This window comes from Desulfovibrio sp. DV (genome assembly GCF_001936595.1).
GTDB lineage: Bacteria > Desulfobacterota > Desulfovibrionia > Desulfovibrionales > Desulfovibrionaceae > Solidesulfovibrio.
On sequence record NZ_MLBG01000127.1, the window covers coordinates 1 to 14,228 of the forward strand.

The 14,228-nt window shown below is 63.1% G+C and carries 10 protein-coding genes; 8 read left to right on the top strand and 2 right to left on the bottom strand.

Translation table 11 applies throughout. The features are described 5' to 3' along the window. The 3 genes from DVDV_RS19435 to rpoD all read left to right on the top strand — a co-directional run. Positions 1-2,229 (top strand): endonuclease MutS2 (locus tag DVDV_RS19435; protein ID WP_254845455.1); only part of this gene is annotated, 2,229 nt, incomplete at its 5' end. A gap of 241 nt (positions 2,230-2,470) precedes the next feature. Continuing rightward, positions 2,471-4,201, top strand: coding sequence for a DNA primase (gene dnaG, locus DVDV_RS19440; RefSeq protein ID WP_075356248.1), 1,731 nt, complete (start codon positions 2,471-2,473; stop codon positions 4,199-4,201). Next, on the top strand, positions 4,194-5,960 hold the full coding sequence (gene rpoD / locus DVDV_RS19445; protein ID WP_075356249.1) for an RNA polymerase sigma factor RpoD: 1,767 nt from the start codon (positions 4,194-4,196) through the stop codon (positions 5,958-5,960). Before dnaG ends, rpoD begins: the two co-directional genes overlap by 8 nt. Positions 5,961-6,104: 144 nt before the next feature. On the opposite strand, the gene DVDV_RS19450 is transcribed toward rpoD, so the two are convergent. Then, positions 6,105-6,761, bottom strand: coding sequence for a TIGR00730 family Rossman fold protein (locus tag DVDV_RS19450; protein WP_075356250.1), 657 nt, complete (start codon positions 6,759-6,761; stop codon positions 6,105-6,107). Positions 6,762-6,922: 161 nt separating this feature from the next. Between DVDV_RS19450 and DVDV_RS19455 the strand changes: the two genes are divergently transcribed. Then, positions 6,923-8,530, top strand: coding sequence for an MBL fold metallo-hydrolase RNA specificity domain-containing protein (locus DVDV_RS19455; protein WP_075356251.1), 1,608 nt, complete (start codon positions 6,923-6,925; stop codon positions 8,528-8,530). A gap of 70 nt (positions 8,531-8,600) precedes the next feature. Here DVDV_RS19455 and infA read toward each other — a convergent pair whose 3' ends face one another. Continuing rightward, complete coding sequence (gene infA / locus DVDV_RS19460) at positions 8,601-8,819, bottom strand: translation initiation factor IF-1 (protein WP_006918952.1); 219 nt, start codon at positions 8,817-8,819, stop codon at positions 8,601-8,603. Between the two features lie 179 nt (positions 8,820-8,998). On the opposite strand from infA, the gene DVDV_RS19465 reads away from it, so the two are divergent. The 4 genes from DVDV_RS19465 to DVDV_RS19480 form a co-directional block, all read left to right on the top strand. Beyond that, positions 8,999-10,198, top strand: a complete 1,200-nt coding sequence (locus DVDV_RS19465; RefSeq protein WP_075356252.1) for an aminopeptidase — start codon at positions 8,999-9,001, stop codon at positions 10,196-10,198. Between the two features lie 90 nt (positions 10,199-10,288). Next, complete coding sequence (locus DVDV_RS19470; protein WP_075356253.1) at positions 10,289-10,771, top strand: hypothetical protein; 483 nt, start codon at positions 10,289-10,291, stop codon at positions 10,769-10,771. Positions 10,772-10,888: 117 nt separating this feature from the next. Continuing rightward, on the top strand, positions 10,889-11,365 hold the full coding sequence (locus DVDV_RS19475) for a chemotaxis protein CheW (protein ID WP_075356254.1): 477 nt from the start codon (positions 10,889-10,891) through the stop codon (positions 11,363-11,365). Between the two features lie 169 nt (positions 11,366-11,534). Then, the coding region (locus tag DVDV_RS19480) for a DEAD/DEAH box helicase (RefSeq protein ID WP_075356255.1) at positions 11,535-14,228 on the top strand (2,694 nt) is incomplete at its 3' end.

Here is a 14,228-nt window from a genome sequence, read left to right on the forward strand (position 1 = left end):
GCTTGGCGACAGTTTCGCTTGTGGCCAGGGAACAGCAAAAACTGGCTGAAGCGCTGCATTCTGCGCCGGGACCGGGCCATTGTGTTTACGGCCTTTCCGGACATCGAACCGCTTTTTTCCATCCTCGACAGCGAGCGCCGGATCCTCGACCTCGATGCCCTGGTCGCCTTGTTTCACGTCCTGTCCCGGGTGGCCGAACTGCGTGAGGCCCTGGGCCAGCCGGCCTTGGGCGATGACGGCGTATCCGTACTCGGGGCCATTGTCGCGGCCACGCCCTGGGCCAAAAAGACGCAAGCCGCCCTGGCCCGGTGTCTGGCCCCGGACGGACGGCTGCGTGACGAAAGCTCGCCCGAGCTTTTTTCCGTGCGCCAGGAAATCCGCACGATCAATCAGACGATCCTGACCAAGGTCAAGGAGTTCGTCTCCGAGCGCGAGATGGGACCGCTTTTGCAAGACGACTACGTCACCATCTCCTCGGACCGCTACGTCCTGCCGCTTCGGGCCAATTTCAAGGGCCGGGTGCCCGGCATCATCCACGACTATTCCCAGACCGGGGAAACCATCTACGTGGAGCCGTTTTTCCTGGTGGAGATCAACAACCGTCTCCAGGAACTCAAAAACGAGGAGCGCGAGGCCGAGGCCCGGGTCATGGCCTTTTTAACCGGTCTGGCCCGCGATGAACGCCGCGAGATCGTTGCCTCCTATCGCCTGCTCGTGGATTGCGACGTGCTGTGGGCCAAGGCGGCCCTGTGCGACGCCCTGGGCGGCACGTTGCCGGATGTGGCCGGCGGCCATGCCGTCCAGCTCCTGTCTGCCCGCCATCCGCTTCTGGCCCTGGCCGCTTCCGGCCCGGTGGTGGCCCAGGATCTGGTCCTGGACAAGGACCAGCGGGCGTTGATCGTCACCGGGGCCAATGCCGGCGGCAAGACGGTGTGCTTAAAGACCCTGGGCCTGTTGGCGGCCATGGCCCTGTCCGGCCTGCCCGTGCCGGCCGGGGAGGGCAGCAGCCTGCCCTTTTTCCGCAAGATTTTCGTATTTCTCGGCGACGAGCAGAGCCTGGAAGACCATCTGTCCACCTTTACGGCCCAGATACGCCATCTGTCGCGGGTGTGGCCCGAGGTCGACGCCGACACGCTCGTGCTTCTGGATGAATTCGGGGCCGGCACCGATCCGTCCCAGGGTGCGGCCCTGGCCCAGTCCGTGGTGGACGGCCTTCTCGACCGGGGGGCCTACCTTGCCGCGGCCACGCACTTTCCGGCGCTTAAGGCCTACGGCCTGTCCCGTCCCGGGGTGCGCGCCGCCTGCATGCTCTTTGATCCGGCCACCAAAAAGCCGGTCTACCGGCTGGCCTACGATCAGGTCGGGGCATCGATCGCCCTGGATGTGGCCCGGGAGCACGGCCTGCCCGAGGATATTTTGGATCGGGCCAATCGCTACCTGCTCCTTGACGGCAATGATACCGGGCAGGTTTTCGAACGCTTAAACGAGTTGGCCCTTCGCCGCGAGCGCGAGTTGGAAGACATCGCCGCCAAGCGGCTCATCGAAGAGCAGCGCATCCAAAAGCTCAAGGACAACTTGAAAAAAGCCCAGGACAAGCTGGTGGAGGAAATCCGCGAGCTGTCCCGGGAGATCGTGCGCCGCCACGAAGCCGGGCGTCTTGGCCGCAAGGAAGCCCAGAAGGCCCTTGCCGATGTCCGGAAAAGACTTATTGATGAAAGCAACGAATTGACCGGCGACCGGACAACCGATGCGCCGGTGGCTCCTTTTGATCTGGCGTCGCTCGCCCCGGGCGATACGGTCCGGGTCATCAGTTGGAACAAACCGGCCGTGGTGCGGGAAAAAGACCTCAAGCGGCAGGCCGCCAAGGTCGATATAGGCGGTGTGAGCCTGTGGGTTGGCGTGGCCGATCTGGCGGTCGGCGACAAACCGGTCAAGGTTTCCGGGGGAACGGTTGTGGCCGTGGCGGCCTCCGATGCGGTCCGTGGGTCGGGGCTGGTTCTTGATTTGCGCGGGATGCGGGCGGACGCGGCCGAGAGCGAATTGGCCGCTTTTCTCGACAATGCCCTGCTTCGAGGCCACGGCGAACTGGAAATCATCCACGGCCGGGGCACCGGGGCGCTTCGCCGGGAAGTCCACCGGATGCTCAAGGAGCACCCCCAGGTGGTGGCGTTTTCCCTGGCCCCGGAGGATCGCGGCGGCGACGGCATGACCATGGTGACGCTCAAATAGGGCGATTTTTGCCGTTTCAGCGGCCTGTACGGGTGTTTCCAGCCCGGTGGACGGCCCTGCCGAAGGCTGGTTGGCCGGATTTTGAGCGGCGGCAGGGATGGTATGCCGGGCAACCGGCCTGGATGTCGATAAAACAGCGTATACCCTCCTTCCGCTTTGCGGCAAGGCCGTTCTGGCGGCCGGAGGAGGCGACGGGGGCCATGCGAGTGACCGAGAAGGGTGATCCCGCCGGCCAGGCACGATGAAAAACGATTCCGGCGTGGTGGCGGCGGTCAAGGCCCGGGCCAATATCGCTGAAATTGTCGGGCGTTACGTCAACCTGCGGCCGGTAGGCAGCCGGCTGGTCGGACCGTGCCCGTTTCACCAGGAGACCAAGGGGTCATTTAACGTCCATCCCGACAAGGGCTTTTTCCACTGCTTCGGGTGCCAGGCCTCAGGGGACGTGATTGATTTTTATTGCCGCATAAACGGCCTGGAGTTTCGCGAGGGCCTGGAGCGGCTGGCTTCCGAGGTGGGCGTGGACCTCGGCCGGGTGCGCAGCGACCCTCGGGCGGCGGCCAAAAAACAGGCGCGCGACGCATGTCTGGCCATGCACGAGCTGGCCGACCGGTATTTCCGGCATCTCCTGGGCCAGGGCGAGGGCCGGGTTGCCCGGGAGTATCTGGAAAAACGCGGGGTCAGCCCCGAGATGATCGAGCGTTTTGCCCTGGGCGTCAGCCCTGAGGGCTGGCAAGGGTTGCAGACAGTGCTGCGGTCGCGCGGGTTTGACGACGACGTCGCGGTCACGGCCGGGCTGCTCACCCTGGGCAAAAACGGCCGTACCTGGGACCGGTTTCGCGGCCGGCTTATGTTCCCCATCCGCGACGGCGGCGGCCGGGTCATCGCTTTTGGCGGGCGCACCATGGGAGACGGCGATCCCAAGTATTTAAACAGCGCTGAAACGCCGATCTATACCAAAGGCCAGAACCTGTACGGGCTTTTCGAGGCCCGGCCGGTGATGGCCAAGACGCGGCGGGCGCTATTGACCGAGGGCTATCTCGACGTCATCACCCTCCACCAGTACGGCTATGGCGAGGCCTGCGGCGTGCTCGGCACGGCCATGACCCATGAGCAGGCCCGGCGGTTGGCCGGGTTCGCCCCCAGGGTCGATCTGGTTTTTGACGGCGATCCGCCGGGACGCAAGGCTGCGCTGCGCTCGGCCCAGATGCTCCTCACCCTGGGCGGGGCCTGCCGGGTGGTGCCCCTGCCTGACGGCGAGGATGTGGACAGTCTGCTCCATGCCGCCGGCCGGGAGGGATTTGAAGCCTGTCTGGCCCGGGCCGAGGACGGGCTGGGTTTTTGCCTGCGCATGGTGCGCGATGCCTTTTCGCCCAAGGAGATCATAACCTGGGCAATGGAATTTCTGGGTGGTCTGGCCGACGACGGCCTGCGGGCGGTTTTTCTCCCGCGGGTGGCGTCGGGGCTTGGCCTGGCCGAGGTGGAGCTGCGTCGGATGCTGTCGGCACCCGGCAAAAGGCTGCAAAGCGCCAGGGCGGTGGGTAAAGACGCACCGCAACGCCCCCAGACCCTGGAACTGTCGTCCCGTGACGCCCAGTTGCTGTCTTTTGCCGTGCGTCGTCCCGACTATGCACCGTCCCTGGCCGAGCAGGGACTGGCCGGGATGCTGGACAGCGATGCGGCCCGGGATTTTTTCGCCAAGCTCGCCGGGGGAACCCCTGACGAGCCGGCTCCACGTTTGAGCGAAGCCGAAACGGCGTTTTGGACCAAGGCGCAGCTGGAGCCTGCCCTTGCTGACGAAGAAGCAGCCTCTTTTTTTGAGGAAATTTGCATATTTCTCCATGAGGCACGGGAAAACGACCGTCGGCGGGCCATCATGGAAGCCATCCGACGGGCGCAGCAACAGGGAGCAAGCGACGAAGCCCTGCGGCTTCTCGGGGAACTACAGGCCCTTTCCGGGAGGGGAGATGAGTAATCTCAAAGAGATACAACAAATCAAAAGCCTCATCATCAAAGGCAAGCAAAAAGGCTTTCTCACCTTCGACGAGGTGAACAAAGCCCTGCCTTCCGAGGTCAACAACCCAGAGCAGCTCGAAGAGGTCATTGCCATCTTCGACCAGCTCGACATCAACCTCGTCGACACCGATAAGGACGGCCGCAAAATCGAGGTGGCCGTCGCCGAACCAGACGACGCCCCGGACGCCGATCTGGAGCTGACCGAGAGCGAGGATTCCCTCGACTACTCCTCGCGCAGCACCGACCCCGTGCGCATGTACCTGCGCGAAATGGGGGCCGTGCCGCTGCTTGACCGCGAGGGCGAGGTGGTCATCGCCAAGAAGATCGAGAACGGCGAAATGGAAGTCCTCTACGCCCTGGTGGAAGTGCCGGTGGCGGTTGAGGAACTCATCCAGGTGGGCGAAGACCTCAAAATCGGGCGCATCAAGCTCAAGGACGTGGTCAAGACCATCGAAGAAGACGATCCTTCAGAAGACGAGATGAACCAGCGCCAGCGGGTCATCTTCCTTCTGGAGGAAGTCAAGACGTCGTTTCGCAAAAAGCGCAAGATCTACAGCAAGTTCGATCAATGCGCCTGCCTTGACCGCCGGGTTTTCGGCATCCAGAAAGAGATCATGGTCTTTAAGGAAGAGATCGTCACGCGCCTGCGCGACATCAAGCTCGAAAAGACCCTCATTGATCGGATCATTGAAATCGTCGAGGACTACGTCCGGCAGATGCACAACTGCCAGCGTGACTTGTCTGCCTACATCCTGTCGGTCGGCAAGTCCCAGTCCGAGATTCAAGAGTTGTTCGCCCAGCTCGACGCCCGCTCCGTCAATCCCATGGTGGCTTCCGAATCCCTTGGGTTGACGGTTGAAGAGCTTTTTTCCTTCAAGGAAATGCTGTCGGCGAAGATGGAAATTCTCGATAGGCTCCAGGACAAGTGCTGCCACAATGTCCATGAGCTGGAGGAGGTGTTGTGGCGCATAAAGCGCGGCAACAACGCTGCCCAGCGAGCCAAGCAGGAGCTCATACGGGCCAACCTGCGCCTCGTCGTGTCCATAGCGAAAAAATACACCAATCGTGGCCTGCAGTTTCTCGATCTTATCCAGGAAGGCAACATCGGCCTTATGAAGGCCGTGGATAAGTTCGAATACCAGCGCGGCTACAAGTTCTCGACCTACGCCACCTGGTGGATCAGGCAGGCCATCACCCGCGCCATCGCGGACCAGGCCCGCACCATCCGTATCCCGGTGCACATGATCGAGACGATCAACAAGTTGATCCGCACCTCGCGCTACCTTGTCCAGGAGCTCGGCCGCGATCCCACGCCGGAGGAAATCGCCGAGCGTATGGATTATCCGCTGGAGAAGGTCAAAAAGGTGCTCAAGATCGCCAAGGAGCCGATCTCCCTTGAAACGCCCATTGGCGACGAGGAAGATTCGAGCCTGGGCGACTTCATCGAGGACAAAAAGGCCCTGGCTCCGGCCGAGGAAGTGGTCAACACCAAGCTTGGCGAGCAGATCGGCAAGGTGCTCTCCGACCTGACCCCGCGCGAAGAGCAGGTGTTGCGCAAGCGTTTCGGACTTGGCGAGAAGTCGGACCACACCCTTGAGGAAGTGGGCAAGCTTTTCAACGTCACCCGCGAACGCATCCGCCAGATCGAGGCCAAGGCCCTGCGCAAGCTGCGCCATCCGGTGCGCAGCCAGCATCTGCGCTCGTACTACGAGGGCTGACGCTTCGAGTGTCCGGCCAGAGATGCGGCGCATCCCTGATCCCTGGTCGTTTAAGGACGAGAAAGGCCCCGCAGAAATACTTCTGTAGGGCCTTTTTTTGTCGGGGTGGTGTGGTCCGTCCGGCCCGGTCCCCAGGGCGCTTTGCTAAATGATCACATGCCGCCGGATATACGTCACCGCCTCTTCCGGGGTGTCGAGCACGGTAAAAAGCTCCAGGTCGTCAGCCGAGACATAGCCCTTGTCCACGAGCGTCCCCTTGAACCAGTCAATAAGCCCGCTCCAGAACTGCTTGCCCATGAAGATGATGGGGAAGGGCTTGATGCGCCGGGTCTGGATGAGCACCATGGCTTCGCTCAGTTCATCCAGGGTGCCGAAACCGCCGGGCATGGCGATGTAGGCCATGGCGTATTTGATGAACATGAGCTTGCGGATGAAAAAATAGCGGTAGTCGCTGCGAATGGTCAGGTACTTGTTGGGCTGTTGCTCCAGGGGCAGATGGATGTGCAGGCCGACCGATTCACCGCCGGCCTCGTTGGCGCCCTTGTTGGCCGCTTCCATCAGTCCCGGGCCGCCGCCGGTGATGACCGAATAGCCGGCCCGGCACAGCATGTCGGCCAGCCGCGCCGTCTCGGCGTAGAGGGGATCGTCGGGTGCGACCCGGGCTGAGCCGAAGATGGATACCGCCGGGTTCAAGTCGCCAAGCTGCTCGAATCCATCAACAATTTCGGCCATTATTTTGAAAAGCCGCCAGGATTCGGACATCGACAGGTCGTTAATGAGATACTGGCGCGAGGCAGACATGGAGGCTCCTTTGGTCGGGGTGGGGGCAGGTCTTCTCAGCCGCGCCGAAACGGGGTACATGGATTCTTGCGGCGAAAGCGCGACGCTCTCGCCGGTACTTGCCCGCTTGGGCGCGGTTAATCAAGACGCGGCCGGCTGCCCGGCCAACCTCCGGAGGCTTCATGAAGGTCAAGTTCCTCGGCGCTGCCGGTACCGTTACCGGTTCCTGCCACCTGATCGAAACCGCCACCGCCCGCTTTGCCATCGACTGCGGCATGCACCAGGGCAACGAAACCATCGAGCGCCGAAACCTCGACACCTCGGTATACGATCCCCGGAAGATGGATTTCTTCATCCTCACCCATGCCCATATCGACCATACGGGCCTGTTGCCGCGCATGGTCAAGACCGGCTTTGCCGGCAAGATCTACTGCACCCCGCCTACCCGGGACCTGCTCGGCATCATGCTGGAGGACAGCGCCCACATCCAGGAAATGGAAGCCGAGTGGGCCAGCCGCAAAAGCCGCCGCCACGGCGGCCGGGTCGTGGAGGCGCTCTACACCCGGGCCGACGCCCAGGCCGCCACCGAACTGCTTGTGCCTGTGCCCTACGGCCAGCCCTTTTCGCCGGCCCCGGGGGTCACGGCCGTCTACCATGACGCCGGGCATATTCTCGGTTCGGCCTTTATCGAACTGACGCTTGACGGCAACGGCAAGCGCACCCGGATGCTCTTTTCCGGCGACCTCGGCCGTCCCGATCAGCTCTTGGTCAACGACCCGGACAAGCCCGTGGACGCCGACTACCTGTTTCTGGAAGGCACCTACGGCGACCGCGACCACAAAAACGTGGCCGACAGCCGCGAGGAACTGGCCGAGGCCATCCGGGCCAGCTACGAGCGGGGCGGCAAGGTCATCATCCCGGCCTTTGCCGTGGAGCGGACCCAGGAACTGCTTTTCTGCCTGCACATCCTGCTCAAGGAAGGCCGGATTCCGGCCGACATGCCGGTCTATGTGGACAGCCCGCTGGCCATAAAGGCCACCGAGATCTTCAAGCGCAATCCGGCCTATCTCGACGCCGAGACCCAGGCCTATTTCAACCGGGGCGAGGACCCGCTGTCCCTGCCCAACCTGCGCTTTACCCTTTCGACCGACCAGTCCCGGGAAATAAACGATCAGTCCGGTCCGGCCATCGTCATCGCGGCCAGCGGCATGTGCAACGCCGGACGCATCAAGCACCACCTGCGCCACAACCTCTGGCGGCCTGAGGCCACCATCGTCTTTGTCGGGTTCCAGGCCATGGGCACGCCCGGCCGCAAGATTGTGGACGGGGCGAAAAAAATCCGCATCCTGGGTGAGGAAGTGGCGGTCAATGCCCGCATCTTCACCATCGGCGGCTTTTCCTCCCACGCCGGGCAAAGCCAGATTCTCACCTGGCTGTCGCACTTCAAGGTCAATCATCCGCAGGTGTTTCTGGTCCACGGCGAGCAGAAGGCGCTGGACACCCTGGCCGGGCTTGTCCGGCAGCGGTTCGGGGTCAAGGTGCGCATTCCCCAGTACCTGGAGGAATACACCCTGACGCCCGGAGCCGAGCCAACGGTGGCGGTGGACGAGGAAAAGGCCCACCCGCATATCGATTGGGAAGTGCTTTTCGCCGAGATGGGGGGCCGCCTGTCCCGGATGCGGGAACGCACCACAACCCTGGCCGGGCGACCGGTCGAGGAACAGGCGGAAATACGCCAGCGGCTTTTGGCCCTGGACCGGGAGTTGCTGGAGCTGCTCTCGGAGATGTGAGCCGGGGGAGCGGGCGCGGCTTCGGGGGGAATCCCCGGGCCGCGCCGCCCGCCGATGGGGGTGGGCGGCGTTACTTGAGGCGGTAGGTGATGCGGCCGCGGGTGAGGTCGTAGGGCGAAAGTTCGACCTTGACCCGGTCGCCGGGCAGGATGCGGATGTAGAACTTGCGCATTTTGCCGGAAATGTGGGCCAGCACTTCGTGCCCGTTTTCCAGCTCGACGCGGAACATGGCGTTGGGCAGAGCTTCCTGCACCACGCCGTCAACCTCGATTGCGCCTTCTTTGGCCATAATCAGTATCCTCCTGACGGCACGCCGGATGGGCGCGGCCGTGCTGGTCGCGTTGTCGTGAACGTAGTAAGATAGTCGTTTTTTCTAAGGATGGCAAGGGGCAGGGGCCAGACCCGTGCGCAGTCCTTGCCGCACCCCCGTCTTTCGGATTATACCCTGACAAAAAAGGATAAACCGCTGTGCTTACGCGCCCCCAACTCGAAAAATACGCCGATGTCCTCATCTGGGGTCTGGCCACCTCGCGCACCGAACCCTACAAGCCGGGCGACGTCATCCTTGTCCAATACGAACTGGCCGCCCTCAAGCTGGCCGAGGCCGTCTATGCCCGGTTGTTGGCCCGGGGGCTCAATCCCGTGCCCCGCCTGGCCCTGACCCCGACCATGGAAACCGCATTTTACAGCACCGCCGACGAGGCCCAGCTTGGATTCCAGGCTCCGGGGCAGGTCGAACTCAACGAAAATCTGCACGGCGCCATGCATCTGCTGGCCCCGGACAGCCTCATGCACTTAAGCGGCATCGACCCCAAACGCATCGCCACGGCCGCCCTGGCCCGCAAACCCCTGCGCGACATCCTGGTCGGCCGGGAGGAGAAGGGTGAATTCGGCTGGACGCTTTGCCTGTATCCCACGGCCGAACTGGCCGGCAAAGCCGGGATGACCAAAAAGGAATACGCCGCCCAGGTCGTGTCCGCCTGTTTTCTCAAGGACGCCGACCCGGTGGGGCGCTGGCGCAAGCTCTACGAGGACGCCCGGGAGATCAAGGCCTGGCTTGGCGGCATCAAATCCGAGTACCTGCATGTGGAGTCCGACAACGTGGACCTCAAAGTCACGCTTGGGGAGCATCGCCGCTGGCTCGGGCTTTCCGGGCACAATATCCCGAGCTTTGAGATTTTCACCTCCCCGGATTGGCGCGGCACGTCTGGCCGGTACTATGCCGACCAGCCCTCCTATCGCAGCGGCAACCTGGTGCGCGGCGTGCGTCTGACCTTTGAGGCCGGACAGGTGACGGAAATCGCGGCCGAGCAGGGCGAGGCGTTTGTGCGCAAGCAGCTGGCCATGGACCCCGGAGCCTCGCGCCTGGGCGAATTTTCCCTGACCGACCGGCGTTTTTCCCGCATCGACCGGTTCATGGCCAACACCCTCTATGACGAGAATTTCGGCGGACCGAATGGAAACTGCCATGTCGCGGTGGGAAGTTCCTATTCCGACACCTTTGACGGCGATCCATCCGGCCTCGATGCCGCCCAAAAGGCTGATCTGGGGTTCAATGATTCGGCCCTGCACTGGGATCTGGTCAATACCGAACCCAAGCGCGTGCGCGCCCATCTGGCCGACGGCCGCGATGTGACCATTTATGAAGACGGACAGTTTGCATATTGACGCCGGAGGCAATGCGCCGTAATCGCGGCGAAGGCGCACGGCCCGTGCAATAAGGGGCCGGCGTACGCGGGGACGTTTAAGGAGACGGGTATGCGCAAATTGGCGGTGTTGGCAGTGGTGGTGATGATGTCGCTGGTCGGTCTGGCCCAGGCCGGGTCCAAGGCCAATCCCGATCTCAAAGGCTGGGAGCGCGGCGGGGAATACGACAAGCTTTTTGATGCCAAGGAAGCCGACGCCATCAAGGGGCGGGTGGTCAAGATTTACGATATCGTGCCGTCGCCGGGGATGGCCACCGGGCTGGCCCTGCAGGTCGAGGACAAAAAGGACAAGACGCTGGAAGTCGTCCACCTGGGACCCAAGGATTTCATCGATTTGTCCTCCATCGGCCTCAAGGAGGGCGACCAGGTCAAAGTAGCCGGGGTCTGGGCCGAGTTTGACGGGCAGGATGTGCTGCTTGCCGTTAAAGTCAAAAAGGGTGAGGATAGCCAACTCAAGGTCCGCCGTACCAAGGACGGTTTCCCGTTTTGGAGTATGACCCCTGAGGAGCGGCAGCGCGAATCCTCTGCGGAATAGTTTTTTTGCCCTGCCTCGGATCAGCCTTGCGTTTTGCGGGTTGTTTTCGATAGAAGGCTTTAAGAGAAGTACTTTGCCGCCAACGGTGCGGACACACTATAAACGGGAGCTTGCCGCATGGAGGAAACCCTCAAGAAACAGGATGCCGAACTGCTTCAGCTCGTCACGTTCAGTATTGGCGAGGAAGAATTCGGCGTCGATATCCTCAGCGTGCAGGAGATCATCCGCATGATGGATATCACCAAGGTCCCGCGCGCCCCTGATTTCGTCGAGGGCGTTATCAACCTGCGGGGCAAGGTCATTCCCATCATCGATCTCCGGCGTCGCTTTGGCCTGGCCACCCGCGACCACGACAAGCACACCCGCATCATTGTCATCGAGATCAACAACATGATTGTGGGCTTTGTGGTCGATTCCGTCTCCGAGGTGCTGCGCATACCCGCCAGCACGGTGGAACCGCCACCACCGGTCGTTTCCGGCCTGGAGTCCGAATACATCAGCGGCGTGGGCAAGCTTGAGGATCGGCTGCTTATCCTTTTGGATCTCAACAAGCTGCTTTCCGGCGAAGAGCGCGACATGCTCGGTTCCTTCTAGGCGGCTCGGCGCGGCCCTGTGTGCCAAAAGCGGTGCTCAGGCGGTTTTGGGCGGCCGTGTTTCCCGTCCCGTTCGACCGGCTGGTTGGGCCGGCGAAGATCAGATTGATGTCACGGCCGCCGTCACAGGTGTGACGGCGGCCATCCCGTATTTCCCCACGAGGCCTGTCTTGTCCCGCATTCCCTCCCCATTGTCCGATCTTCTGGCCGGCACCGATTCCGCTTCGGTCTACAAGAGCGGGCCGGCCACACTGGCCTTTCTGGCTGCCGAGGCCCTGGCCCGGGGCCAGTCCGCCGTGGTGGTCGCCCCGGGCATCCACGAGCTTTCCCGCATCGCCGCCCTGCTCGAACTCCTGGCTCCGCCCTCGCCCGGCACACTCTGGGCTGCACCCTATGCCACGCTCCCGTCCTATGCCCCGGGCCGGCCAAGCGGGGCCTTCTGGGCCAGGCGCATGGCCTTTCTGGCCTTTGCCGCCATGGGCCGCGGGCCGCGGGTGCTGTTGGTCACGGCCGACAACCTGCTGCCCAAATGGCCGCCGCTGCGCGCCCTGGAGGGCAATATCCTCAATGTGGCCGCAGGCGAGGAACTGCCCCGGGACCTTATTGCCGAGCAGGTCGTCTTGTGGGGCTACAAGCGTTCCCCCATGGTCACCAATCCGGGCGAGTTCGCCCTTCGCGGCGACATCCTCGACATCTTTCCGCCGGGCTACGACAGCCCGCTGCGCCTGGAATTTTTCGGCGACACGGTCGAGGCCATGCGCCGCTTTGACGCCGGGACCCAGCGCTCCCTGGCCGAACTGACCGAGGCCGCCTTGCTGCCGGCGGCTCCGGCAGTGCTTTCGGACACCTTCATGGACGAGGCCCGCACCCTGTGGGAGTCCATTGCCGGCACCGGCGAATTGCACCGGGCGGCCAAGCAGCACCTGGAAACCTGCCTGGAAGCCCGCGACGGTGGCATCTGGCCGGGGCTTTTTTACGAGAAGCCGGTGGAACTGTCCGCCTGGTTTCCCGAGGACGCCGCCTATATCGTAAGCGACCCGACCAAGGTCAAGGAACGCCTGGAGGAGACCGAACACGCCTGGCGGCGGTTTTTTGAGGCCGAAACCAAGGAACGCGGCCATCCCTGGCCGACGTCCCGGGTGCTGTGGCCGGAGAACATGGCCCGCAAATCCCTGGTGGCCGGCCGGCGCATCCTGTTTGAGGATCTGGTCATGGGCCGGGGCCGCCATGGTCCGGATCTGCCGGAAAAGGCGGTCGAGCGCTTCGGCGACATCTTCTGGAAGCCCGGCTCGGACAAACGCCCCTGGACCACCCTGGTGGCCGCCCTCAAGGACTGGAACGGCCAGGGCCAGACCATCCTGTCCTTTCACGGCGAGCGGTCGCGTAAGAAATTTCTCCAGATGATCGAACCCGAGGGGTTGGTCTTTCGCACCAGCTACTCCCCGGGCGAGACCGGCCTTTTTGCCCTGCTTTCGTCGCTGCGCCACGGCATGGAACTGTCCTGGCGCGACACCCGCATCCTGGCTGAGGATATTCTCCATCCCGAAACGTCCAAAGCCGGGGGAGAGCGGGGCCGCGACAAGGATTTCAAGGGACTGGCCTCCTTTGACGAAATCCGGCCCGGCGACCTGGTGGTCCATCGCGACTACGGCGTGGCCACCTTCGAGGGACTGACCCGCATGACCGTGGACGCCACGGGCGGTGATTATCTGCTGTTGGTCTTTGCCGACGAGGACAAGCTCTACCTGCCGGCCGACCGGCTCGGGCTCATGCAGCGCTACAAAGGCCCCGAAGGCATCTCGCCGCCGCTTGATCGCCTGGGCGGGGCGCGTTGGAAATCCATACGCGAACGGGCCAAGAAGGCCATCGAGCGCATCGCCGCCGATCTGGTCGAGATGTACGCCTACCGGCAGGTGGCCAAGGGCTATGCCTACGGTCCCACCAACGAACTCTACCTGGAATTCGAGGCCACCTTCGGCTTTGAGGAGACGCCGGATCAGGAGCGGGCCATTGCCGAAGTCCTGGCCGACATGGAGCGGCCCGAACCCATGGACCGGCTGGTCTGCGGCGATGTGGGCTTTGGCAAGACCGAAGTGGCCCTTCGCGCCGCCTTCCGGGCCGTGCTCGACGGCAAGCAGGTGGCCATGCTGTGTCCGACGACCGTGCTGGCCGAACAGCACTATCAGAATTTTGCCGCCCGTCTGGAAGGCTTTCCGGTGCGCGTCGAGATGCTTTCGCGCTTTGTCTCCCCCAAGCGGCGCAAGGTGGTGCTCGAATCCGTGGCCCGGGGGCAGGTGGACATCTTGATCGGCACCCACCGCATCCTGTCTTCCGACGTGGCCATCCCCAACATCGGCCTGCTCATTCTCGACGAGGAACAACGGTTTGGCGTCAAGCACAAGGAACGGCTCAAGGCCTTCAAGAAAAATATCGACGCCCTGACGCTCACCGCCACGCCCATCCCGCGCACCTTGCAACTGTCGCTGTCCGGGGTGCGCGGCCTGTCGGTCATCGAGACCCCGCCGGTGGATCGCAAGACCGTGGAAACGGCGCTTATCGAGCGCGACGAGGGCCTGTTGCGCGAGGTCATAAAGCGCGAACTGGAACGCCAGGGGCAGGTCTTTTGGGTCCACAACCGGGTGCAGGGCCTGGAGGACGTCACGGCCTACGTCAAGACCCTGGCTCCCGGGGCCAAGGTGGCCATGGCCCACGGCCAGATGTCGGAAACCGCCCTGGAAGAGGCCATGCACGGCTTCTGGCATGGCGAGACCGACATCCTTGTGTGCACCTCGATCATCGAATCGGGCCTGGATTTTCCCCGGGCCAATACGCTTATCGTGGACAACGCCCACATGTTCGGCCTG

Excerpts from the sequence above, each read along its gene's own strand:
- dnaG (WP_075356248.1), top strand. The coding sequence starts at position 2,471 with ATGAAAAACGATTCCGGCGTGGTGGCGGCGGTCAAGGCCCGGGCCAAT.
- rpoD (WP_075356249.1), top strand. The coding sequence starts at position 4,194 with ATGAGTAATCTCAAAGAGATACAACAAATCAAAAGCCTCATCATCAAA.
- DVDV_RS19450 (WP_075356250.1), bottom strand. The coding sequence starts at position 6,761 with ATGTCTGCCTCGCGCCAGTATCTCATTAACGACCTGTCGATGTCCGAA.
- DVDV_RS19455 (WP_075356251.1), top strand. The coding sequence starts at position 6,923 with ATGAAGGTCAAGTTCCTCGGCGCTGCCGGTACCGTTACCGGTTCCTGC.
- infA (WP_006918952.1), bottom strand. The coding sequence starts at position 8,819 with ATGGCCAAAGAAGGCGCAATCGAGGTTGACGGCGTGGTGCAGGAAGCT.
- DVDV_RS19470 (WP_075356253.1), top strand. The coding sequence starts at position 10,289 with ATGCGCAAATTGGCGGTGTTGGCAGTGGTGGTGATGATGTCGCTGGTC.
- DVDV_RS19475 (WP_075356254.1), top strand. The coding sequence starts at position 10,889 with ATGGAGGAAACCCTCAAGAAACAGGATGCCGAACTGCTTCAGCTCGTC.